The sequence below is a fragment of the Bacillus sp. FSL K6-2431 genome (genome assembly GCF_038005165.1).
GTDB lineage: Bacteria > Bacillota > Bacilli > Bacillales > Bacillaceae > Bacillus > Bacillus pumilus.
Window position 1 is genome coordinate 1,461,421 of the sequence record NZ_JBBOSQ010000001.1, and the last position, 23,671, is coordinate 1,485,091.

The 23,671-nt window shown below is 37.0% G+C and carries 22 protein-coding genes, 1 pseudogene, 1 riboswitch and 1 other annotated feature; of the genes and pseudogenes, 10 read left to right on the forward strand and 13 right to left on the reverse strand.

Translation table 11 applies throughout. The features are described 5' to 3' along the window. Positions 1-43: 43 nt before the first annotated feature. A riboswitch (purine riboswitch) is annotated at positions 44-145 on the reverse strand. A 228-nt stretch (positions 146-373) separates the two neighbouring features. Together MHH40_RS07270 and MHH40_RS07275 are read right to left on the reverse strand one after the other, a co-directional pair. Then, on the reverse strand, positions 374-916 hold the full coding sequence (locus MHH40_RS07270) for a hypothetical protein (RefSeq protein ID WP_050945705.1): 543 nt from the start codon (positions 914-916) through the stop codon (positions 374-376). Positions 917-1,513: 597 nt separating this feature from the next. Continuing rightward, positions 1,514-2,410 (reverse strand): LysR family transcriptional regulator, encoded by an 897-nt coding sequence (locus MHH40_RS07275; protein WP_340900837.1) that lies wholly within the window; start codon positions 2,408-2,410, stop codon positions 1,514-1,516. A 101-nt stretch (positions 2,411-2,511) separates the two neighbouring features. Between MHH40_RS07275 and MHH40_RS07280 the strand changes: the two genes are divergently transcribed. Beyond that, the gene (locus MHH40_RS07280) at positions 2,512-3,699 is read left to right on the forward strand and encodes an MFS transporter (RefSeq protein WP_050945703.1); all 1,188 of its coding nucleotides are present in this window, start codon (positions 2,512-2,514) and stop codon (positions 3,697-3,699) included. A gap of 18 nt (positions 3,700-3,717) precedes the next feature. Here the strand turns inward: MHH40_RS07280 and MHH40_RS07285 are convergent, their stop codons facing one another. Together MHH40_RS07285 and MHH40_RS07290 are read right to left on the reverse strand one after the other, a co-directional pair. Beyond that, entirely contained in the window at positions 3,718-5,145 is a 1,428-nt protein-coding gene (locus tag MHH40_RS07285; protein ID WP_050945702.1) for a DUF4179 domain-containing protein, read from the reverse strand. Then, positions 5,114-5,659, reverse strand: a complete 546-nt coding sequence (locus MHH40_RS07290; protein ID WP_309217265.1) for a sigma-70 family RNA polymerase sigma factor — start codon at positions 5,657-5,659, stop codon at positions 5,114-5,116. The genes MHH40_RS07285 and MHH40_RS07290 overlap by 32 nt, the downstream gene beginning before the upstream one ends. A 179-nt stretch (positions 5,660-5,838) precedes the next feature. On the opposite strand from MHH40_RS07290, the gene MHH40_RS07295 reads away from it, so the two are divergent. Then, positions 5,839-6,012, forward strand: coding sequence for a hypothetical protein (locus MHH40_RS07295; protein WP_050945700.1), 174 nt, complete (start codon positions 5,839-5,841; stop codon positions 6,010-6,012). Between the two features lie 45 nt (positions 6,013-6,057). Here MHH40_RS07295 and MHH40_RS07300 read toward each other — a convergent pair whose 3' ends face one another. Beyond that, the gene (locus MHH40_RS07300) at positions 6,058-6,627 is read right to left on the reverse strand and encodes a hypothetical protein (protein WP_050945699.1); all 570 of its coding nucleotides are present in this window, start codon (positions 6,625-6,627) and stop codon (positions 6,058-6,060) included. A gap of 138 nt (positions 6,628-6,765) precedes the next feature. On the opposite strand from MHH40_RS07300, the gene MHH40_RS07305 reads away from it, so the two are divergent. From MHH40_RS07305 to MHH40_RS07320, 4 genes are all read left to right on the forward strand, one after another. Then, entirely contained in the window at positions 6,766-7,332 is a 567-nt protein-coding gene (locus tag MHH40_RS07305; RefSeq protein WP_050945698.1) for a GNAT family N-acetyltransferase, read from the forward strand. 5 nt (positions 7,333-7,337) lie between these two features. After that, on the forward strand, positions 7,338-7,790 hold the full coding sequence (locus tag MHH40_RS07310) for a LytTR family DNA-binding domain-containing protein (RefSeq protein WP_050945697.1): 453 nt from the start codon (positions 7,338-7,340) through the stop codon (positions 7,788-7,790). 5 nt (positions 7,791-7,795) lie between these two features. Further along, a complete protein-coding gene (locus MHH40_RS07315) occupies positions 7,796-8,206 on the forward strand; it encodes a hypothetical protein (RefSeq protein ID WP_050945696.1) in 411 nt (136 codons plus the stop codon). Between the two features lie 95 nt (positions 8,207-8,301). Next, a complete protein-coding gene (locus MHH40_RS07320) occupies positions 8,302-9,033 on the forward strand; it encodes a CPBP family intramembrane glutamic endopeptidase (RefSeq protein WP_340900846.1) in 732 nt (243 codons plus the stop codon). 289 nt (positions 9,034-9,322) lie between these two features. On the opposite strand, the gene MHH40_RS18870 is transcribed toward MHH40_RS07320, so the two are convergent. From MHH40_RS18870 to MHH40_RS07340, 5 genes and pseudogenes are all read right to left on the reverse strand, one after another. Next, complete coding sequence (locus tag MHH40_RS18870; RefSeq protein ID WP_429747889.1) at positions 9,323-9,451, reverse strand: hypothetical protein; 129 nt, start codon at positions 9,449-9,451, stop codon at positions 9,323-9,325. Positions 9,452-9,462: 11 nt separating this feature from the next. Beyond that, positions 9,463-9,921 (reverse strand): DUF6037 family protein, encoded by a 459-nt coding sequence (locus MHH40_RS07325; RefSeq protein ID WP_340900848.1) that lies wholly within the window; start codon positions 9,919-9,921, stop codon positions 9,463-9,465. Positions 9,922-10,403: 482 nt separating this feature from the next. Further along, positions 10,404-12,287, reverse strand: a complete 1,884-nt coding sequence (locus MHH40_RS07330; RefSeq protein WP_340900850.1) for an ATP-binding protein — start codon at positions 12,285-12,287, stop codon at positions 10,404-10,406. After that, on the reverse strand, positions 12,274-13,290 hold the full coding sequence (locus MHH40_RS07335) for an SIR2 family protein (protein ID WP_340900853.1): 1,017 nt from the start codon (positions 13,288-13,290) through the stop codon (positions 12,274-12,276). The genes MHH40_RS07330 and MHH40_RS07335 overlap by 14 nt, the downstream gene beginning before the upstream one ends. 233 nt (positions 13,291-13,523) lie before the next feature. Continuing rightward, positions 13,524-13,673, reverse strand: a pseudogene (locus MHH40_RS07340) (GMP synthase (glutamine-hydrolyzing)); the annotation flags it as partial. A 118-nt stretch (positions 13,674-13,791) separates the two neighbouring features. Here MHH40_RS07340 and MHH40_RS07345 point away from each other — a divergent pair. The 4 genes from MHH40_RS07345 (at position 13,792) to MHH40_RS07360 (ending at position 18,489) form a co-directional block, all read left to right on the forward strand. Beyond that, entirely contained in the window at positions 13,792-14,679 is an 888-nt protein-coding gene (locus MHH40_RS07345) for an AraC family transcriptional regulator (protein WP_340900855.1), read from the forward strand. A gap of 242 nt (positions 14,680-14,921) precedes the next feature. Continuing rightward, positions 14,922-15,186: a binding site (T-box leader), on the forward strand. Positions 15,187-15,243: 57 nt separating this feature from the next. Continuing rightward, positions 15,244-16,905: a 2-isopropylmalate synthase gene (locus MHH40_RS07350; protein ID WP_340900857.1), complete on the forward strand. Its 1,662-nt coding sequence runs from the start codon at positions 15,244-15,246 to the stop codon at positions 16,903-16,905. Then, positions 16,906-17,988 (forward strand): AraC family transcriptional regulator, encoded by a 1,083-nt coding sequence (locus MHH40_RS07355; protein WP_340900859.1) that lies wholly within the window; start codon positions 16,906-16,908, stop codon positions 17,986-17,988. It abuts the gene before it with no gap. 15 nt (positions 17,989-18,003) lie between these two features. Continuing rightward, a complete protein-coding gene (locus tag MHH40_RS07360; RefSeq protein WP_335365505.1) occupies positions 18,004-18,489 on the forward strand; it encodes a YbaK/EbsC family protein in 486 nt (161 codons plus the stop codon). Positions 18,490-18,568: 79 nt separating this feature from the next. On the opposite strand, the gene guaA is transcribed toward MHH40_RS07360, so the two are convergent. The 3 genes from guaA to MHH40_RS07375 all read right to left on the reverse strand — a co-directional run bounded on the left by guaA (position 18,569) and on the right by MHH40_RS07375 (position 23,595). Then, positions 18,569-20,110 (reverse strand): glutamine-hydrolyzing GMP synthase, encoded by a 1,542-nt coding sequence (gene guaA / locus MHH40_RS07365; protein ID WP_012009093.1) that lies wholly within the window; start codon positions 20,108-20,110, stop codon positions 18,569-18,571. A 185-nt stretch (positions 20,111-20,295) separates the two neighbouring features. Beyond that, entirely contained in the window at positions 20,296-22,500 is a 2,205-nt protein-coding gene (locus MHH40_RS07370; protein ID WP_340900863.1) for a transglutaminase TgpA family protein, read from the reverse strand. 9 nt (positions 22,501-22,509) lie between these two features. Then, positions 22,510-23,595: a DUF58 domain-containing protein gene (locus MHH40_RS07375; protein ID WP_284907745.1), complete on the reverse strand. Its 1,086-nt coding sequence runs from the start codon at positions 23,593-23,595 to the stop codon at positions 22,510-22,512. Positions 23,596-23,671 lie beyond the last annotated feature (76 nt).

A 23,671-nucleotide genomic window follows, 5' to 3' on the forward strand; every position in this document is an offset into this window, starting at 1 on the left:
ATTCAGACGGTGACATAAAACAAGAACAATGCATGATTTATATCAAACGAGTGTGAATTGACGTAGTCAAGCTATTTACGGTAGCTTGGTAGAAACTTGCGGGCCATATCCCCGCTATTATACGACTTCTATCTATTTGATTTCTGTGTCTATTGTACCAACTTCATTTTTAAAACACAATACGAAAAGCGAACATTTTTCAAAGAAATGTCCGCTTCATTCGTCTTATTACACGAATTTGGAAAATCACATCTAGTTCTTGTTACTTCTTATCTAAATATTCGAAATTGCTAAGAAACATAGAGAAAGCAAGAAAATATAAACTTTCTAACAGGAAAAAAATCAAGCTATACTATTTCAAAAATTTAGCGCATCACTTTTTAATTAATTCAATACGGTACAATTTATCTTCATTAAAGAAAAATTCTAGGCGAAGCTGTTCATCTTTATCTTGATACTGAATACCTGTTTCATACCCTTCTACAAACCAAAGGTTTTTGTATTCTTTCCCATACGCCTTTACTACATCTTGAAACGTATCGTTAACCTTAATACCTTTTGATGTCTTAATATTTCCATCTTGTGATTCATTAATAATAGAGATAATTTGTTGCTTATTATTAGATGTTACTAAAAAATCTTCATTTCCTTTTTTGGAATATACCACTTCATTTTCAAACGAAAACTGATCATTTTTTTCGAGTTCATTGTTATCTATCTCTTCACCAATTTTAAAACTGCCTAAAGATTCATTTTCAAGTGAAACTGAATGGAAATTCACAAAAATTAATATAGAAAAAACAATTATTATTATTAAAAAAGGAATACCTATTATAATGATTAATTTCAAATCTATAATCTTTTTTAAAAGCAAAAAAATTAAAAAAAACATTGATAATATTAATAATACACCCATAATTAGCGTAACTCCCAAAATTCTAATACCCCCCCTTCTTTACTTACTAGGTGAGAACCATCCTGTATGTTTATGATAGAGCCTTGAATGCTTAGCAATGTTAGGAGAACATTTGCCGGCTGTACTTTTATTTTTAGTTGAGCAGTAACGGTTATTGGTATAATCTTTTAAACATTTAAAACTTCTAGCTAATGCTACATCACAATCACTTTGAAAAAAATTAATACCTGGTTGTACAAGGAATTCGTTAATTACGACTTTCAATGATTCTAAAATACTAACCTCTGATATTCACATCAACCATTTTGAAAAATTAGCTAATATTGGGAATTTCATCGTATTACCACATTAGTTGAATTCGGGCCGTTATTTATTTTCTCAAAGTTTATTGGGATGTTACGACTTGAATTCTTTCAATCATTAGGCTGCTGGAAACAGTTCGTTGAACAATATTTCCTTCATCTTTTTGATTCCTTTGTCTATTGTACCAAATACCAACTTCATTTTTAAAACACAATACGAAAAGCGAACATTTTTCAAAGAAATGTCCGCTTCATTCGTCTTATTACACGAATTTGGAAAATCGCATCTAGTTCTTTATACACCCTTCTCCAAATCCTTCTCTTTTGCAAAAACCGCTTCGGCTACATGGAAAAACTCTTTCACTGCCGGAGAAGCTTGGGAGAGAGACGGACAGGCGAGCGCAACCTCACGATGATGAGAGATATTCAACTGTCGAATTTGCACAAGCTGCTGCGTTTTTAAAAACAGCTCAGGACCTATCGTGACACCAAGTCCTTCCCCAACCATACGAGCAATGGTCGTACAATCGTGTACTTCAAATAAAGTAGCTGGCTTCAATTGAGCGTCAGAAAAAATATCCTCTACATGTGATTGATACATGCCAGTCGGCATAATAAATGGTTCATCCGCCAAATCTGTGATGTCTACAATGGACTGCTGGTGAAAACGATGATTTGGATGATAGGCGACCACCATCTCATCTTTGATCAGCGGCAGCAAGTCAAAAGCTTCATCTGCATGGCCTTTCACAACAAAACCAACATCAATGATGCCAGAGTCCAGCCACTCCAATATTTCTTCATACGTTCCCTCATAAAATTTAAATTCGATTTTCGGATGCTTTTTCTGATAGCTCACAAGCAGCTTAGGCAATAAACAAGCAGATGCACTGGCAAATGTGCCGATACGAATCAAGCCCGTTTCTATATTTTTTGTGAGCGCAATTTCCTGCTGGATCTTCCCCACTCTATTTAACACTTCTCTAATATGCGGGAGAAGCGTTTGACCGATATCTGTCAGCATGATGCCCTTTTTACGATCACGAATGAATAAGGACACACCCCACTCCGTTTCTAAACTTGCCACTGCATGACTCACTGCGGACTGTGTCATATTTAACGCTTCAGCTGCTGCGGTAAAACTGCCAAGTTCGACCACTTTTGCGATAATGTCAAAGCGAACAAAGCTCATGAGTATTCACTCATCTCCTTCATGAAAAACATCAATTTTACTTATGTTAGCACGGAATTTAAACTAAATACAACGTATCAAATTGAAGGAAGGGTTCAAAAATGAAAAACATATCACATCAGCTATTGATTATTCTTTTAGCTGTCGGTTCATTCGTCACAGGCACGTCAGAATTCGTCGTGTCAGGCATTCTAGATATGATTTCTGCTGATTTACATATCTCCATTCCTGCTGCCGGACAGCTTATCACCGTTTACTCTCTCTTTTATGCAGTAGGTGCTCTCTTTTTAGTCATGGCAACATCGAAATTAAACCGAAAAAAGGTTCTGTTATCGGCTATTTTAGTGTTTATTTTAGGCAATGTGGTCGCCTTTTTTAGCCATCACTTTGTGCTGCTCCTGCTATCCCGAGTCATCATGGCCATGAGTGGCGGCTTATATATTGTCGTCGCCACGAATTATGCAGCGCAGATCGCCCCTCCAGAAAAAAAGGGAAGTGCGATGGCAACGGTCATTACTGGTTTTACCGTTTCACTCGTACTTGGTGTCCCTATTGGCACATTTCTATCAGGTCATGTGGATTGGCACTATATTTTTCTCATCATTGCACTAGGTACTGCTTGTCTTTTACTACTGCTTTATCAATTACTGCCACGCATGGAGGGACATTCACATCTGCCATTGAAGCAACAATTACATCTCCTTCAAGATAGCAGAGTGATCAGCGGATTAGCCACGACCGTCTTTTGGATCTTAGGCTACACAATGGTATTCGCTTATATCTCGCCTTTATTACGACAGACTGCTGGCTTCTCTCTTGAAATGACAAGTATCGCCTTGCTCATTTTAGGAATCGCTGCTTTTATAGGCTCACGATTTGGCGGCTTCGCCGTTGATCAATGGGGACCAAACCGAACCATCTCGATCAGCATCATGATCCAGATGCTCGCTCTCTTTGCTTTATTCTTTACGCAATTCTCTACAATAAGTATCTTGATTACGCTTGCCATATGGGGCATCGCTACATGGACGACAACTCCGGCGAAGCAGTTTTACCTCATCTCTCTAAAACCCCAAGCATCAGAAACCGTGCTGAGTTTTAATACAGCGATAATGAATATCGGCATGATGCTCGGATCGTCAATTGGCGGTGTGATTATACAATATACAAATGTCACGAACTTAAGCTGGATTGGCGGTTTAGCCAGTTTTGTCGCATTCATGTTGATTCGGTACTCGTTCCATCGTAATCGGCTGGTCCAAAAGCAGACAAAAAGCGAACATGTGTAATCATGTTCGCTCTCTTATTTATCGACTAGCTTTTGATGTTTCTTTTTTGACTGGAATGGTTACAAGTATATCTCTCTGTGGTGCCAATCGGTTCAGATCTGACATATTAAGATCAAGTCCATAATCTTTAAATGCTAATGTGTCTAACTTCTTATCAAATTCAAAAGTGGATTGCAAAGAGGCTGTCTTTACATTGGTCACCTTTGCATCGTTCCTCTCTAAGTAATATCCGTTTTCATCATTTGCTTCAGAATCTGACCATGATTTTAGCTTTTTAACGTCACCTAACCCTATCCATTCACCTACATTCTCCATAATATCTTCATCTAATTCTTTCTGGTCTACTCCAGTAAATTGATAATCAACTGTTACAGAATGCCCCTTTTGCTCTATTTTATTGATTTTGATTCCAATTCCATGATGCTTTGTTTTGAACTGAACAGGCAGCTTTGTCTGGAGAGGAATGATTTTGCTTTCTTCTTGTTCGTCTGTCACACCTGTGTAAAATGTTAATTCAGTTGCCTCTGGATCAATCGGCTGATCTAAAATGGTCAAATGATTTTTTCTAGTTTTGTCAGGAGTCAGTTGTTTTTCTCCTAAGACTGTTCCAATTTCGAACTGATAATCATTCCCTAGATTATCCTTCATTCTTTCTATACTAACTATATCGTCTTTAGCAAAACCATTGTAATCAATGGTATATTGAATAACAGAGCTTTTCACTCCATTTTCTACCTGTACATTTCTTAAGTGATAACGCCCATTAAAAATAGACACGTCTTTTTGTCCCGCTAATAAAGTGGTTTTTTGCTTGACCACTGGTACTTTGAAGCGCCAATTCCCTACAATATCCCCAATTTTCGAAATGACAAGTGGCACTTGTTGACCTTGTTTGATCGTTTGACCATTTGTATAGACTGTCACTTGCCCAACATAACGGCCATCTTTTAATTTTTTCAATTCATGATTGTAGGAACTCGATTGGGAAGCTTGATTTACTGGATCTAAGTCGACTATGAAAGGGACAACATCTTTCTTTGTATTCAAACGATTCACAGTAAATGTATAAACAAGCCGCCCTGCATCATAATACACACTGTTCACTTCCACATTAACCCCTCTTGATTCAGCTCCCTCATTGACATGCTTCACCATCTCACTCTGAAAAAGAGACATTCCTACTTTATCGTGAAACATCATATAAAACTGCCCAATAATCGGGACACGTGCCATCGCTGTATTAAGAGAAGGAAAAAGGAAGCCTGATGACAAATAAAGAACGATTAGTATGATGACAGAATATATTGGCGTTCTCCAATTCCATGTGAACCAACGTCTTTTCTTTTCCGCTTTCACATCTCCTATTGCTTGGCGAATTGCAGAGGTTACTTCAACCTTTGGTACTTCAATCTCATCATAAAGCTTTTTCATTTCTTTTCGTTCCATCGACACTCTCCTCCTTTTCCAATGTTTGCTTTAATAACTTTCTTGCGCGATACAAATGAGTTTTAACCGTTCCTTCAGGCATATCCATCTGCTGAGAGATCATTGAAATCGAATAATCTTGAAAATAAAATAGCTGAATCACAATCTGGTATTGCTCATCTAACACATCAAGAGCATGTTTTAAATCTAGCTTGTCTTCCAAAAAATCATTCCGCTCAACGCTTTCGTGCTGCTGTTCAAACGGCACAACATCTTGCTGCCTTTTCTTCATCGCAAAAATCGTATGAATCAAAATCCGAGTCAGCCAGCTAGAAAAATATGTTGGTTCTTTCAAGCCAGATAAATGCTTAAACGCTTTTAATACCGTCTCTTGAACAGCATCTAACGAATCCTCTTTATTTCTTGTGTAGAGAAAAGCCGTTTTATATAAACGCTCCTGATACATCAGCATTAATTTCTCAAATGCCGGGACATTCCCTTTTTGTGCTTTTTTAATTAGACGCACTTGCTTCATCTCACTCACACCTCCTACACCTGTTAGAGCACGCTTTCTCTCAAACGGTTTCAACAAACGGAAATTTCTTTTACTTAGCATATGTCGGATAAAAATTGAGAAAGTGAAGAATAGAGTCGAAAGAACAAGTTGGATATTTGATATAATGGAAGAAATATCTACAAAAAGGAGTATGTCGATTGTTTCGATTCGAAGAACCCACGTGTGCTAGCTGTCGGAAAAAGATAGAAGGAAACGAAGAAGTGTACGTTAAGCTTGTCTATCCAAAGAGAAAAGGAATGACAGAGGTGAAGGCTTGGCTGAGGAATGAAGGGGTTTTTTATTGTAAGGCTTGTTATGGAAAAACAACATAAAAACAAGCATTTCAATTGAAATGCTTGTTTTTACTTTCTACTTTTTTATTTCCGCTTACTACGAAGTTCAATGAGTGCTAGTGTATTGTCATTGAAAAAGAACTCCAAAATGATACCGTTTGATTGATCTTGGTATTGTATTCCTTTGCTATACCCTTCGACAAACCAGAGCTTCTTGAATTGATCTCCATATGTTTGTATCACAGATGAATAATCTTCTCCAATTTTAACTCCCTTAGATGTTTGAAGATTTTTTTGTTTTGATTGATTGTAAATAGATGTTACTCGATGATGTTGATCAACTGATACTACAAAATCTTGGTTTTCTTTTTCCATGTAGACCATCTGTTTAGAATTAGAATATTGAGGATTCTCTACAAGAGTATGATCTCCTTCAAATTTTTGACCGATCTTAACATGACCTAGCGATTCATCTGTTAAAGATATAGAGTGAAAATTAAAAAACATTGTCACCCAAACAAATACTGCCGTTCCTCCTAAAACAGAACCTACAATTACTAACGCCTTAGAACGAATGACTCCCTTTTTAAATAAATAAATCACTAAAGCTACGGTGATCATCACGATACAAATCATGATTAGAAAAATGCCCATTTCTCTTATCCTCTTTCTCTTTAGTATAATTCACATGTAAATGATTACCACAATGGTAATTTCATATTATACCAAAGGGTTCCACAAATTCGAACAGTACAGGTATAATTTAAATAAAATAAACAATAGGAGATACATATGACTAGAGATAAATTGATATTTCCACAAACATTTCCAACTATTCATACCGAAAGACTAATCTTAAAACAAGCAACGACCGAAGACGCTAAGGATATGCACATCTATTTATCTAATGAAACCGTGTGCCGCTACATGGGCATTGATGCACATGAAACCATCGAAGACACAAAAGGAGAAATCCAGTGGTATGACAAAATCTTTAAAGAACAAACAGGCATCCGCTGGGGCATTTCTCTAAAAGACAATCCAGCCATTATCGGCAGCTGCGGCTTTCTCAATCTAGAAAAACAGCACTGCCGCACCGAAATTGGCTATGAATTACATCACGATCATTGGAGAAAAGGCATCATGAAGGAAGCGATTACTGCGGTGTTACGGTATGGATTTCAGGAGATGAATCTGAATCGAATTGAAGCAATTATTGATCCAGCAAACACGTCCTCTGTTCAATTATTGGAGAAGATTGACTTTGTACGAGAAGGTTTATTGAGAGAGTATGATCTTGGTCAGAATGGGTTTGATGATGTGTATATGTATGCGATTTTGAAGAGGGATTACAAATAAAAACAATGAAAACAGATATTCATTTCATTCAAAAGCCGCAATCAGAATATGTTTCTTTTCACATTTATGAGCTCAATTCCACGATTGAAAAGCTTGTCCAGCAAGTGGAGCAATCAGCCCCTTATCTCTTAGCACAAGAACCCACGAAAGAAAGAATGAAAAAGGTCTATTATCACGAAATTTTATATATAGAAAGCGTTGATAAAAAGTCGTTTTTGTATACATCAGACGGGGTGTTTCTCTTAAAGGAAAAGTTATTTGAACTTGAAGAACTGCTTGAAGCGCACGATTATGTCAGGATTTCAAAATCGATGATTCTGAATATAGATTCTATTACCGCTATTTCTCCTAAAACAAGCGGTCGTTTTGAAGCAAAGCTTACAAATGAGGAAAAAGTGATGATTTCACGTTTTTATATTCAAGCATTAAAAGAGAAGCTTGGGTTACGGAGGAAGTGAACAGGATGAAACGTTATATCACAAATCTTTTGATCACATTTTGTCTGATCTTTACTGCACTCGTATTGATTTACTGTTTCACGTTTGGAACAATGCCCATCTATATTTTACAAGCAATCATGTTCAGTTCCTTTTTTTCAAGCGCCCTGACCTTCTTGCTATATCCAAAACAAACGTACAGCCACAAACGGATTCTTTTTCAACAAATCTTATATATCGTCCTTGTGATGTGTATGATTATGACAACCATCATCATCGTCAGCGGTGAAATCAGTCTTCTTTCGTTCATCGTGAATTTCCTTGTGGTCATGGCTTTATTCTTTTTGATCAAGTATCTATTGTATAAAAAAGATCAAGCAACTGCTGAGGAAATCAACGAACTTTTAAAGCAGCGAAAGAAACGAACAACATCTTAAAGTGCATCTTAGGGCTAAATATTGACATGTTAGGAAGATTTAATTGTGACTTCTGCTTGATTCCACTATTCTGACGTTAGAGGAGGAATCAAAACATGAAACCAATCACAATCATTCGAAAATCAGTACTTCTACTGTTGTTTTCTTTAATCATCCCAACAAGTGCAGGTGTCTATATATCCATCAAAGAAATAACCGATCCAACGAACATCTATCTCATCAATGGCTGTGCGATGCTGGCTGGGTGTCTTTTACTTCTATTCATTATTCAAAAAAGTCGTTTTCACTTGAAAGAAATAGGGTTTCGAAAAGGGTCTCTTGGTATGTGGATATTTCCCATCCTTATCATCGAGGCCATTCCATTTATTGCTGGATTAAATAAGGATCTAACCCTTTCTTCCTTTATAGCACTTTGTTTCTTCATGGTGTGTGTCGGTCTGTTTGAAGAAGGAATCTTTCGAGGCATCCTGTTTCAATATTTAAAACAGATCAATCTGAGTACCGCCATTTGGGGCTCCGCCATATTATTCGGCCTAGGTCATTCTGCTAATCTATTAAGCGGAAAAAGCCTCACCTTAACAGTCGCACAAATCCTATTCGCCTTTTTATTTGGAATCGTTGCAGCCGAAATCGTGGCACTCACTAACAGCCTGCAATGGGTGATCATATGGCACGCGGTGCATAATATCGTGGATCAAATGACAAGTGGGCAAACGTCTGTTGAATTGCAAATGTTTTTACTATCGATTCAATGTGTCATCTTGCTGGTTCTTGCGCTCGTGTTGTGGAGATATTTAAGAAGGAAAAAAGTGAAACATCGTCTATAAATGTATTTTCGACACCGATAAATGAAGTGAACAGGAGATTAATTTTACTCCATCACCCCAATAGAGTAGATCAGTCTTTGATTAATAAGCAAGGTTTAGAATAGCTCAATATCACCAGATGTAAGTGTTACTAGAAACTAGTCACAGAAATGAATTGTAAAACGCCTTATATGTCGCATTCTCCTGCTTTGAAATCAAGTTTAACTTAAACTAGATGTTCACACCTGAAATTTCATTTTGTTTTAGGTTGAACGAATTAAAAAAGGCGTAGTATCACCGCCTTTTTTAATTAAGATTTAGTCTTAAAATTTTTGGGGAAGTCTCTCGTCGATTTATCTGCGTAATTAGGATTGTCTGTCCATCCACTACTTATGTTTCTTTCTTTACATGTACGATATGCTTCTTCTCCAATTAACAATCTTGTTTTCTCTAAATTTTCAGGTGTGGCATTAGATTTGATACCATCGTGAGGTATCCATTTATAAAATAAATTTTATTTTCTTCTTCAACAATTTTTCGATAGGGAGCAATATCAGCAGGAACAAGACGATCATTTTCTGATATATTATGAGGAACTCTGTCATTGACATAACTTAGAAAAGCATTAGTGCTAAATTTGTTTTTATCATCTCTCTTTATACCTAATATCTCACATAATCGATAATACTTATCTTTTTCTATGTAAGAGTTGACTTTAAAATCTTTTTTAATTTCAAATTCCAAATAAAAATTCTTTCCTCTAGCTGCTAATATTAATTTAAATGGGGCCTTATCAATAAGAAAAAGACATTTAAATAGTACTCCCTTAATTGAGAATTCAAATTTGGATCGATCAATATTTTTTCTTCTCATATCCTTATAAAGTAATTTTAGGTTATTTAATTCCAAACATTCGACACCTCTCTTTTATTAGAATAACTACGTTCTATGTTTCTACGCCTGAATACCTTGAAAGGTTTCATTTGCATGCCTGTTTGTTTCTGTTGTGTAAACAAACACCTTTTTCCTTATCTGAATGTATTTCAACATATTTGAAATTTTCTGTTCCAAGACATAATTTTGCAATTTATTGAACAAGAGCCATCTGGTATATGTAAGAAATTATCTAAGGGAATTTGATAAAGTTGGGCATTTTAAGTGGGATGCTTATTTTGAAAAAGAGTAACTTGACTGAAAACCAAGAGTTTTTAATATCTGAAAAGTCAACTCCTTATATTGAAGGAATTAACTTTGCCAAAGCACCATAATTTTATATTTTGTTTTGTCACATAATACATAAATTGAGTTTTTTCGTTCAAAGATAAAGATGATTACTCTGGATATAAATTTGAATTATGTTCTTTTATTTTTTGTAACAACTCTAAAGTATTTTAAGTTTCACTCCACAAATTAGTAAGCTTGATGTCATCACTAGCTGGGCGGAGCGATTTTTCTTTATCAATTTTCACAAATACAGGAACTTTCATAGCATTACCCGTTATAATCGCTTCACCTTGTCCTAAACTTGGAATCATCTGATACGAACTTTTATCAAGTGTAGGCATAGTGTTCTCAAGCATTCTTAAATCTTTCTCATTCACTAAACGATGAATCAAGTAGTTATGCGTTTGTGAAAGAATCGTGGGGGAAATATCTGCAGGCCTCTGACTTGATAAAGTTAAGAAAAAACCAAACTTTCGTCCTTCTTTAATAATTTCTTCAAAAATAGTTAATCTATAATCTTGCCAGTCATCTCCATTATTCTTATACTCAGAATTTAAAATATTATGAGCTTCATCAATAATTAAGTGTTTAGTTTGATTAACACTGTTTCCAGAAACTAATCTTTTTTGCTCATCATATATCATTTTAGATAATAACATAGGGATTAAGCGAGTGATTTCTTGATTTGCATGAACAAGTGAAATAATATTTATCATTTTATAATCTTCGATAGCCATATCTTTTACTTCTATGACTTTCTCAAGACTCTGAAAAGAAGAGTTAATTCGGCTAAATAGCGGATTTAAATGTTCACGATTTATTTTTCCCCAAGCAGTTCGGTGGACTCTCTGAAAATCTAAAAATATTTTCAATTGGTTTAATGGTGTTATTTCCATATACTTGAAATATCTAGTAAGACTCTCAGATATTGCTTGGATTTTTGAATAATGTAGAGAAGATGGAGCAATACCTTCGTCTGAGCCACTATTGAACCAAATATCTAATGAAGGAATCTTATAATCCCCATTATTATATTGCACAATTTGGTCTAATTCCGAAAAAAGAGACGAATCTTGCAAGTATTTTTTTGCTGTATCTATCCAGTCTTGTAAACTATCTTGATTAGCAGACTTTCCAGATGTTAAAATTTTCTTGAGAGTTCCTGTTACATATACACCAAAACAAAAATTTATCTCTTGAGATATTTCATTAAAACTCGTTATCGAACTTCTTAGAAAAGGGACTTGTGTTGCAGGTCTTGCATCAAAAAGTATTGATAGAATGTCTGCATCAAAAAGGTACTTCTTTTTAACTGGCAATTTTTTTCCTTCATTTAGATTCTGAGTATTAATTTCAAATATTTCTTTATCTTCGTTAGGAACACCAAAAACCCCTTTTTGAGTAACTTCATCAATTTCTGGGGATGAATATTCTCCGTTAAAATCAATTAAGAAAAATTGGGATTTATTTATTATTTGTTTATAAAAATTCGATCTAAATAGCTCCAAATATAATTTATGTAAAGTATTAGACTTCCCACTTCCTGTGTTACCAAATATACCTATGTGAGAAGCAAAGAACTTATTAATTGATAATTGGATTGGTTGATTTTCTAAAATTGATTTTCCAATTTTAATTGTTGATTCATTAGTTTCAATTCCATAAATAATTTTTAACTCTTCTATACTAGTAAGAGAAACCTCATTACCAATCATGGGTACATATTGACTTGTTACTTGAAATTTCCCTTCTTCAATGACTCCTCTAGTCTTCACAGAAATAATTCTATTTATTGAATTTTTAGAATATCTGTTATCAAATTCAGTACTTTTTATAGAGTTTTGTTGATCAATTACTTTCTCATTTGAAACAGTTACTATTATTTTAATCTCATTTTGATTAATAGTAAGATAAGCTCCAATTTTTGGCCCTGCCAATATTTCACCATACCAGATGAATTCTGCGTCATTTGACATGCTGTACATTCCAACTTGTGAGATATCACTATCAACAGAAGTAATTACTCCTAGTTTTTTCTTAGGACTTTCCATCTTTTATGGCCTCCAAACTTGTACCAGATAATAGACAAGTTAAATTTGATAGGTTTAAACTGTGCCAGACCTCTTCACCATTATTCATGTTTACTGTTTTATATTCATCAGAAAAATTTTCAGGAGTTAAAATAGTAAAATTACTTCGCTCTCTCTCGAATCCTAAATTCTGTAAAAAAAACACTCTATCTTTGTCAGTAAATCCAAAAACATATACCATTAATTCTGGATTTTGAATTGCTCTTTTAACCATTTTTGCAATATGCTTATCTTGAAAAGAAAATCCAATTACAAATAAAACTGCTTGTGGCTTGTCTAACTCTAACTGAAAAACTCTAAGCATCTCATGGAAATGATTATTGTAAAAAGTCTCTTGTTCTTCATATCCTGTGGGTTTTACAAGAAGTGGATCATCAACAACACTATTTCTAATAAACACTGTGCCATTATTTATTTCCCAATTCATAGAACCATGAGGTTTTATTAGTGTCAATGAAGGTATTTCATTTGTATAGTTATCATTCAATCCCTTATAAGATACAGTTCGATTATAGTTAGAACCATCAAGTTCTCTTTCAAAATAACCACTAGCACCATCATTAACCACAAATCTATAATTTTGTAGTACTTTGTCAAAAGCTTTCTCAATGAATAAATCATAGTTTGTCGTAAAGAGGTTTGCTGTACGAGAAGTTTGTCTTGAATTTGACAAGTTAAGTATATCTATTATGGTTGAAAGGAAATTTATATAATTATTCAATGTGATAGATATTTCTCTACATCCTTCAATATTATTTAATAAATCTTTACTTACTGCTTTAACTTTTTGTTTTAATTTTTCATTTCTTTTTTCATAATCTTTCTCATCAATCATTCCCATTAAAGGTATAGCAGGTAAGGAATTACCCGAACCAATCAAAAAATTCAACTGCTTTGTAATTGCCATTTTTCTAAGTGTTTTTACTATTTCATCATTGTTATTATTTATCCGTTCGTCAACCATATTACCCTCCTGCTCAACTATTCATTACCACAATTATACAACAATTCACAAAAAATGAATTTAATTTGCAGAAAATATTTATTGATAAAATAACACTAAGTTTACACAGGTCCTCTTCATATAATATTAAAATTCATGGCTAAATTCACAGATAACAAGTTTGAAATTGTGAAAATCACCTTTAAACTCTCACAAATCCCCATTAAATATCATTTTAAGATACCATCTTATTTCTATTCAATCGAAGCAGGCGGCCTAATCCTAATATCAAACACAACACGATTAACATTCTTCACTTCATTCACGATACGTGTTGAGATCTTTTCAAACACGTCCCAAGGGATTCTTGCTCAGTCATTCGTCATACCATCAATAACTGTAACGCACGGATGTCACTTGTGGCTAGAAGGTTCGTTCTAAAATTGCAACATAGCACAAAAAGTCAAGTTTCCTAAAGAGTATTTCCGCTATACTAAACTCGTAAAGCAAGGAGGTGCTCTGTTGTCCTATCAAGAACATGAGAAAACAATTCAAGAAACATTAAATTATATTGAACAACATTTGAAAGACGATTTACCGCTTCAAACTCTAGCGAAACACGCTGGTTATTCTAGGTTTCACTTTCACCGTATGTTCAAAAAAGTGATTAAGAAGTCAGTGGTTGATTATATACGGGAACGTCGAATGACCCAAGCGGCGAAGGATTTAATTCATACGGACCAACGAGCGATTGACATCGCATTGCAGTATCGATTTAGTTCACAGGAATCCTTCACTAGAGCCTTTAAGAAAATATATGACATGTCACCCGCACGTTATCGGAAATTATTAAGAAATGTGATTAATGAGGAGGAAACAAATATGGCTGATCATCAGAACACACCTACTGGCTGGATTATGACGGGGGATACCCCATCTGACTATGAAACAGGTTTGGATAACAGAATTGTACACAGTGGGACTAACTCCGCTTATTTAAAATCAAAAAATGAAAAAGCTGGAGGTTTCGCAACATTGATGCAGCAAATTAAGTCTGATCGTTATCGAGGAGAACGGCTTCAATTTTCTGCTTTTGTTAAAAGCGAAGATGTGAAAGGCTCCGCTGGTTTATGGATGAGGATAGACCATTCTTCAGGTGAAATTCTTGCGTTTGACAATATGATGAACCGTCCTATTACAGGAACAAATGGATGGAATCATTTTAGTGTCGTACTAGATGTTCCAGTAAAAAGTGAAGTCATTGCGTTTGGCATATTACTACAAGGTCCAGGTCAAATTTGGATGGACAAACTTAGTTTTAAAATTGTAGATGAAAGTGTGCCAGTGACAGAACAAAATACTGTGGATCATTTAGAGGATGAACCAGTGAATTTAAATTTTGAAGGCTAGCAGACTGAAGTGAAGAGGAGATTGATTGCCATGAAAAAAATTGGTGCCATTTTATTGTTCGCTGTGAATTCACTTACCTTTATTTGTGGCCTTGGATTTTTATTTGGTGAAGAGGATACCACATTAAAACAGAAGTAAATGAAGATAAGACACCCATAGGACAAAAAAAATCAATTGAAAAAGATATCCCTACCACTATCTCTTTTTTGTAATCTTGGTATAATAGAAAAAATCAGAAAAATTAGAATGCGATGATAAGGAATAGTACTTGCCGAAATGTTTTCAGAAAGTTGCTGGTTGATGAGAAGCAATAACAAAAAGGCAGGGAACTCACCTTAGAGTAGCCTTAGTGAAATGAAAAGGATCGATGTAGTTAAGGACGGCACCCCACCGTTATATGGGAAGGATATAAGATATAACAATCTGTATCCGAATAAGGGCATGATAATGTATGGTTATCATGAAACAGGGGTGGTACCGCGTAAGAAGAAGTCTTTCGTCTCCAAGTTAAATCTTGGAGATGATAGGCTTTTTTTATATTCAGTTTACGAGGAGGAATCGATTATGTTTAACCACAAAAAATACGAAAAGAAATACTTTTTGCCACCGAACCTTACTTATGATTGGGTGAAGAAAGAAACATTAGAAAGTGCTCCTATATGGTGCAGTGTGGACTTACGGGATGGAAATCAAGCATTACCTATTCCTATGAACTTAGAAGAAAAATTGGAAATGTTTCAGTTACTAGTAGAGATAGGTTTTAAAGAAATTGAAATCGCATTTCCAGCTGCTTCCGATACGGAGTTTAGGCTATTACGGACACTGATTGATCATCATATGATTCCAGACGATGTAACGATTATGGTGATCACGCAAGCGAGAGAGCATATTATCCGCCGAACCTTCGAAGCAATTAAGGGGGTACCGAAAGCGATTGTTCATTTATATAATTCGACTTCAGAAGCGCAGCGCAGACAAGTATTTAAGAAAACAAAAGATGAAATTAAACAAATTGCAATTGATGGAGCTATTTTAGTAAAAGAGCTGGCCGAAAAAACAGAAAGCGATATATATTTTCAATATAGTCCTGAAAGCTTTCCAGGAACAGAAGTGGATTATGCTTTAGATATTTGTAAGAGTGTTTTAGATATTTGGAAACCGACACCAAATCATAAAGCGATCATCAATATTCCGACAACAGTTGAATATTCAATGCCTCATATCTTTGCAAGTCAGATTGAGTATATACACAAAAATCTGTCTTACCGAGACAGTGTGACATTATCTGTTCATCCTCATAATGACCGTGGCTCTGGGGTGAGTGATGCAGAATTTGGCGTGCTAGCTGGCGCAGAAAGAGTCGAAGGTACATTATTTGGTATCGGTGAACGTACAGGGAACGTAGACTTGATTACCTTGGCGATGAATATGTATTCACAAGGTTATAATCCAAAATTGAATTTCAATAACCTAGAAGCGATTCGTAAAAAATATGAAAAACTAACCAACATTACTGTTCATGAGAGACAGCCATATTCTGGTGAGATGGTTTTCACCGCATTCTCTGGATCACATCAAGATGCTATATCTAAAGGTATGAAATATAGAAAGGAAAATCATGTTGATAAATGGGACGTTCCGTATATCCCAGTAGATCCAGTTGACTTGGGGAGGAATTATCAAACGGATGTGATTCGAATCAATAGCCAGTCTGGAAAAGGCGGCATAGGCTATATACTAGAAACAAATTATGGCATTCAACTTCCTTATCAAATGAATGAAGCCATGGGATATGAAGCGAAGAAAGTATCTGATCAGACAAATAGGGAATTGTCTGTCGAAGAAATATATCATGTTTTTGAAAAGCAGTATGTTGATTTTCACCCTCATTTCCAGGTGCTTGATTATCAATTTCATAAAGGAGAGAAACAGGAAGTCACCTTAACTTTGCTGAGAGATCATCAACAAATTGAAATACAAGGAACTGGTAATGGAAGTTTAGATGCAATCAGTAATGCGTTAAAAGCATATTTTCATCTCGAGTATGTCTTGGAAGTCTATGAACAGAATTCTTTAGGCAAGGATTCCCTAGCAAAAGCCTGTGCACAGATTGGTATTTCATATCAAGGAAAAATGCATTGGGGTGCTGGAATTGATAAAGATATTATTGAAGCAACAGTGAAAGCCCTGGTGGTTGCAGTAAATAGACTAGAGGTTTGGATATAGATGGAAAAAGATAAACTTGAAAAACATGAAGCGATGCAATATTTAAGAGAATATAACGAGCAAGAAATCTTTTATCAACAATACCAACAGAAAAGGCATGACAATCAATCATTGCAATTATTTTTGAAGGATTATGATCAAAACAATTTCATGCATAAGCAAATATATATAGAAGAATTTTTGCTTAAAGGGCAGAACGAATTTGAAAAAGAGGATACCATGTGGTTAGGTCAGGAGAAAGATATCGAAGTGAGAAAGTATAGCCGTTTTATGCCTCAATTGTCGGCTATCCATGATTTCTTTGAGATGATCTATGTTCTGGAAAATGAGATGTATGTAGAAGTGGAAGATAAAAAAATGACTTTAAAATCAGGAGATATTGCCTTTATTCCACCAGATACAATACACAAGCCAATTGTCATGGAGAATACAATCGCAATCCAAATCATGATCCGTAAAAGTACTTTTCAAAAAGTGTTTTTTAAAATGTTAAAAGGCAATCATGTCATTTCAGAGTTCTTTTTGAATGCATTGTATATAAAAGAAAATAAAAATATTCTTATTTTCCATAGTCGCTTGGATAAAAATTTGCTAGACTGCTCTCTTCAACTATTTACAGAAAATTACAATCGGTTTCCTAGTTACCAATTGATTATGAATAATTTGTTTGAGATATTATTATGCCTCTTATTAAGATTCAAACCAAGTCATATGAACGTAAATCAAGTCAAACAATATAGTGATATACGTATTATTCAAATGCTCCAATATATTCAGCAATGTTGTGAGCATATCACAATCCAGGAGATGGCAGAGGAATTTAACCTTTCACAATCTTATCTGTCAAAATATATAGCTCGTAAGCTTGGCAAATCATTTAGTGAGATTCGACAAGAAATAAGATTGGAAAAAGCCTGCAAAATGCTCACTGGTAGTGATTTGAAAATAGATGATATTGCGACAGCTGTTGGTTATCAAAATGTAGAGCATTTCATTCGTTTATTTAAGAGAAAGTTTCACCTAACACCACATCAATATCGTTTAAATAATAAAGTCGAGCAAACTTCAAATCAATACTCATAAAAAGGAGAAATCATCATGTCGATCAAGAAAGTAAAAGATTATTTTAAACAATATGATATGGATCATCGGATTCAGGAATTTTCAGTATCTAGTGCAACCGTAGACTTGGCTGCTTCTGCATTGGGCTGCGAACCTGAAAGAATCGCAAAAACACTCTCCTTTCTAGTAAATGGACAAGCTATTTTAGTTGTGACCTCTGGCGATGCAAAAGTTGATAACAAAAAATTCAAGGAATATTTTAAAACAAAAGCTAAAATGCTGCCTCCTCATGAGGTCGTTGACTTGGTCGGTCATGAAATTGGCGGAGTATGTCCTTTTGCTATAAAGAATGGCGTTTCTGTTTATTTAGATATTTCACTAAAACGTTTTGAGACAGTTTATCCAGCCTGCGGGAGCAGTAACAGTGCGATTGAACTAACAATAAAACAATTAGAAAAATACTCCGGTTATTCACAATGGATTGATGTGTGTAAGGGATGGAATGATTCATTAACACATTAAAAAGGAAGGAAAAAGTGCAATTAAAAATAAAAAAGAGCTAGAAACCCTTGATACACAAAGGTTTCTAGCTCTTTTATAACTATTCCCATTCAATCGTAGCAGGCGGCTTACTCGTAATATCATACACCACGCGGTTCACATGCTTCACTTCATTCACGATACGAGTAGAGATCTTTTCAAGGACATCCCAAGGGATTCTTGCCCAGTCACTCGTCATCCCATCAATCGAAGTAACAGCACGGATGCCGATTGTGTAGTCGTATGTTCTTGCGTCACCCATAACACCTACACTGCGGATGTCTGGGAGAACCGTGAAGTATTGCCAGATGTCGCGCTCAAGGCCGAAGTTGGCAATTTCTTCGCGTAGAATCGCATCCGATTCGCGGACGATTTCTAGTTTTTCTTCAGAAATTTCACCTAGTACACGGATACCTAGTCCTGGACCTGGGAAAGGCTGTCTCCAGACGATGTCGTCAGGAATACCCAGCTCTGAACCTAGGGCACGGACTTCATCCTTGAATAGCGTATTCAAAGGCTCAATCAATTCGAACTGCATGTCTTCTGGAAGACCACCTACGTTGTGGTGAGATTTGATTGTTTGTGCCGTTGCTGTTCCGCTCTCAATGATATCTGTGTAAAGTGTTCCTTGTGCTAAGTAGTCGATTCCTTTTAGCTTGTCCGATTCATCATCGAATACATATATGAATTCGTTACCGATGATTTTACGTTTTTGCTCAGGATCAGACACACCTTTTAGCTTGTTTAAGAAACGATCTTTCGCATCTACTTTAATCACGTTCATGTTGAAACCTTCGCTAAATGTCTTCATAACCCCTTCTGCTTCGCCTTTGCGAAGAAGACCGTGGTCAACGAAAATACATGTCAGCTGATCACCGATTGCTTTGTGTATCAATACCGCCACAACAGATGAATCCACACCGCCGCTTAGTGCGCACAGTACTTGTTTGTCTCCTACTGTTTCACGGATTTTCTGCATTTCGATTTCAATGAAGTTCTCCATTGACCATTTGCCATCGCAGTCACACACGCCGAAGACAAAGTTTTTCAATAGGTCATTTCCGTACTCAGAGTGACGAACCTCTGGGTGGAACTGAACGCCATAGAAATTCTTCTCAGCTAAGCTCATCGCTGAGTTTGGACAATGTGCACTTGTTGCATCAACTGTAAAGCCTTCTGGTACTTCAACAACAAGGTCACCATGGCTCATCCATACGACTTGATCAGTCGGAAGGTCTTTGAATAAAGCAGGCGTTCCATTAATGTGGATATCTGCTTTTCCGTATTCACGCTGGCTTGCCGCTTCTACTTTCCCGCCTAAATAATGAGTCATAAGCTGCATGCCGTAGCAAATGCCCAGAACCGGAATATCTAGATCAAAAATCTTTTCATCACAGCGGAAAGATCCTTCATCATAAACACTGTTTGGACCGCCAGAAAGGATGATTCCTTTAGGCGCCATTTCTTTAATTTCTTCAGCAGTTAAAGTGTGCGGATGAAGCTCACTGTACACACCAAATTCACGAATACGGCGTGTGATCAGCTGATTGTACTGACTGCCGAAATCTAGAACCAAAATCATTTCATTTACTAAATTTGTCATGGTGTCACCTCTATGTCCAATATAGTTTTTATAAACGCACAGAAAAAATGAGAGGAGAAAACCTGCTCTCAGTGTGAATCACGCTTTTGAAGCGCCCAGACTCACATCCGAACGCTTCAATTTCATGTATTTTAGAAGGTTTTAATATTCACCTATTCTAACAACAGGAAGGTACGCGGTCAAGACTATCTCCTGTTTATTAAATTTTCCCATAACTTCGCCGACTGCCGCCAAAGCGCCGATGCATCTTCTCGTCGATAGAGCGCCCGCTCATAGAGCTGCGTCAGCTCTGACATGCGATGATCTCCATCCTTGTCATCGATCAAAGAAGCGAATTCTCTCAGCGTCATGCCAGGTTTTTTCTCAATTCCCCTGCGTTTCAGCTGTTTTAATAGAGCAGCATACGCATAGAAGAATGCTTCCTCCTCTGGCAGACGTTTCACCTTGCTCACAATAAAGAATGGCAGCCATCTTGCTCTGAATCGATAAAGCATCCAGCTTATCAATCCTAGAAGGATCATAGCTCCTGCCGCAAAACCAAGGATTGAACCAACATGTACCATATTAGGCTTCGCTTGCGCTGTTTGTTTCTTTGGTTCAGCCGGCTGCGCTGTCTCCTGCTGCTGTGGCTGTTCTGCCTGCTGATCTTCGTTTGTATTAGAGCTAGGCTGATCTTCTTCCTTTTGATTATCATCTGTCTGATCGCTAGAAACAGCTTCATTCGTAAATGTCTCTGGGTTCGTAAATCCTTTTGTCGGTTCGAAGGTCACCCAGCCTCTGTTTGGAAAATACACCTCTACCCATGAATGCGCATTGTTATTGGTTACTTCATACACATTGTTTCCATCCATCTGTGTTTCATATAATTGACCTGACGTGTACCCTTTCACCCATCTCGCCGGAATCCCGATCGAACGGAGCATCACAATCATAGAGGATGAAAAATTATCACAGTAGCCGATCATCGTATCAAATAAAAATTGATCCACATAATCTTCATTACGACTAGGCACAGCGACATTTTGCGTTTCATATGAAAATTTCGCTGACCCTAAGTAGTCCTCAATCGCTTTGGCCTTATCGTACATATTATCCTTCGTTTCCGTTAAGCTGTTTGCCAATGTTTTCACTCGCTCTGGCAATGAGGAAGGAAGCTGCAAGTATTCACGGCCAACCTGCTGATTGACCTGCTTCTTTGTCGGTACTTTGATTCTCTGCAAATCCTCAAGGATAAATGTAGGAGACAAAAAGGTGACTTGGTAGTTCCCTAAATTTTTCGGCGGATTTTGAATGGATGGGACGATTTTCTCCGTTTTACCCATCATTTGCAGTGGAATGTTATCCATTGGCATCAGCATGATCGTCCCAATCGGATAGACGGCATGATTAAAACGATAATTCGATTCCATATCGACTCTCGTTTCGTGCACCTCTGTTTTTACACGCTCGGTAAACCAACGATTCCGCACACTGTTCTCTTTTAGCCGCGTAGGCTTCGTATCATTTGAGGCATCCTCCCAGCCCTTTCCGGTATAGATACTTTTTGTTTCAACACGAAAGTAAGACGGCTCCTTACCGATCCATTTAAAGACCGGCGTGCGGTCCTCACTAAACGGTCCGCCAAGCGAAGAATCATCTGTACTATATCCCACCTTATTCTGTCCGGCAGAGCCATCTTGATTCGTCACCGCCTTAAAAAATGGGACAGGATCAGGCCATTTTGGATCAGACTTTGGTAAAGAAGCGCCGAGTGTCGCTGACAGAAGAACGAGCGCCAGCATGGGCAAAAACCACTTTAGGCGCGCCTTCTGCGACACCCGAATGCCTTCAGCCGAACGCAGTCGATCGAAATACAGCAACCCAAGCAAACAAAAACCAAACACCATAATACGAACGATCGCAAAGGTTGCATCATATGGCGTAAACGTATCCAGAATCGTGACATACACAATCGTCATGAGTAAAAAGAAAAAGATACGCTGCTGATAGACCACCCAATAATGAAGCAAGTAGACAAGCAGCCATAACAAAATATAAAACAATAATGTGCGGAAGGAGGGGTACATGTCACTCCACATGCCTGTGCTCATCAAGGTGATATTATCTTTAATATCACCTAATAATGCAGCCGGATAGCTTGGCTCTGCTTGATAAAAGATCAAATATAAAGCGAGCAAAATCAAGCCAGTACAAATAGGAAACGTCACATACCATTTCAAACGAAAGAATGTAAACAAACATGTAAGCCCTATAAAAATGATGAAATAAGACGTATGACTCGTCTCTGTAAAATCTTGAAGCGGTCGAAGCCACTCCCAAAGCAGCAGAAATGCTACAGCATAATAGATGAACAACTCAAAACGGCTTTGCCGCTGATGCGTATGCAGCATAAATGTTTGTCACCTCACAGTTCTTTCGTACAGCCGGTCTTCAAATAAAACGGTCGTGCGTATTCCAGATGCCCTAAGCCGGTCTACAAGCTGTTTTTCTTTTGTCGTGAATCGATCCACGGCTCTCTTCACTAAAAGAACAGTGATGTTCTTTCTGTTTCGATTTCCAAAGAGACTCGCAGCAAGCTCCTCCTGCAGCTGACCCGTGATGACATATTTTCCAGAATGCTGATACTCACTCGCTGCTAACGCCTTATACTCTTGTACGCGAGAAGGGTGATGCTGCACTCTTGTTAAATAATAAAGCATGTCCTCTAAATGAAGTTCTCCTTGATCCACTCGAAAGGCATGCTGATCTCCTAGAGGTACAAGACCTAACGGCACCCCTTTTTTCACTGCCGATTGTAGGACAGATGCTACAATAGACACGACGGTCTCAAAAACTGCTTCATCGGTAAAATCAGCAAACACGACAAGATCCTTTGTTTGATTCTGTTCAAATTCCTTCGTCATCAGCTGACCCCTTCTAGCCGTCGTCTTCCAGTCCACCCAAGCAAAACGGTCGCCTTGCTGATATTCCCTTACGCCTGTTGTCACATGGGTCGGTTCATTTAACCACGAGTGAACCGCTTTGCCTCCATTTTCATTCAATGACTCAGCAGACTCCACCTGAAGATCGAGCATTTTCGGATAAACAAGCAGCTTTTTTTCTAACGGAATGATGACTTCTTTCTCCACAAAACCAAACATATCACCCGTTTTGATTCGAACTGCTGACAAATGATGTTCTCCGCGCATGACATCATTCAATTGATAGGAAAAACGCCACGTTTTCCGAAACCAAGGAAACAGCATTTGCTTCATTTCAATTTGTTCCTGTAAACGAAAGGTGTCCGGCGGATCATCCTCAATCAAGACGTAAACGTATGGAAATAGATTTGTCCGCTTAATTTCAAGGTCAACAGGCAGCACGTCTCCCGCCTTCAAGCGGGTTTGTTGTAAAGTCCTTTTCGCTGTCACTCTCAGCGGAACGAGCGCAAACAGCAAAGCATACAAAGTATATGGTAAAAATGCATAAAAAAGGAACCAGCTCACAAACCCTCCCTGAAACATGGCATAACAAAAGACTGCCGCAGTGAGGATGATGAGCATCATCACCCGTAACCATAAT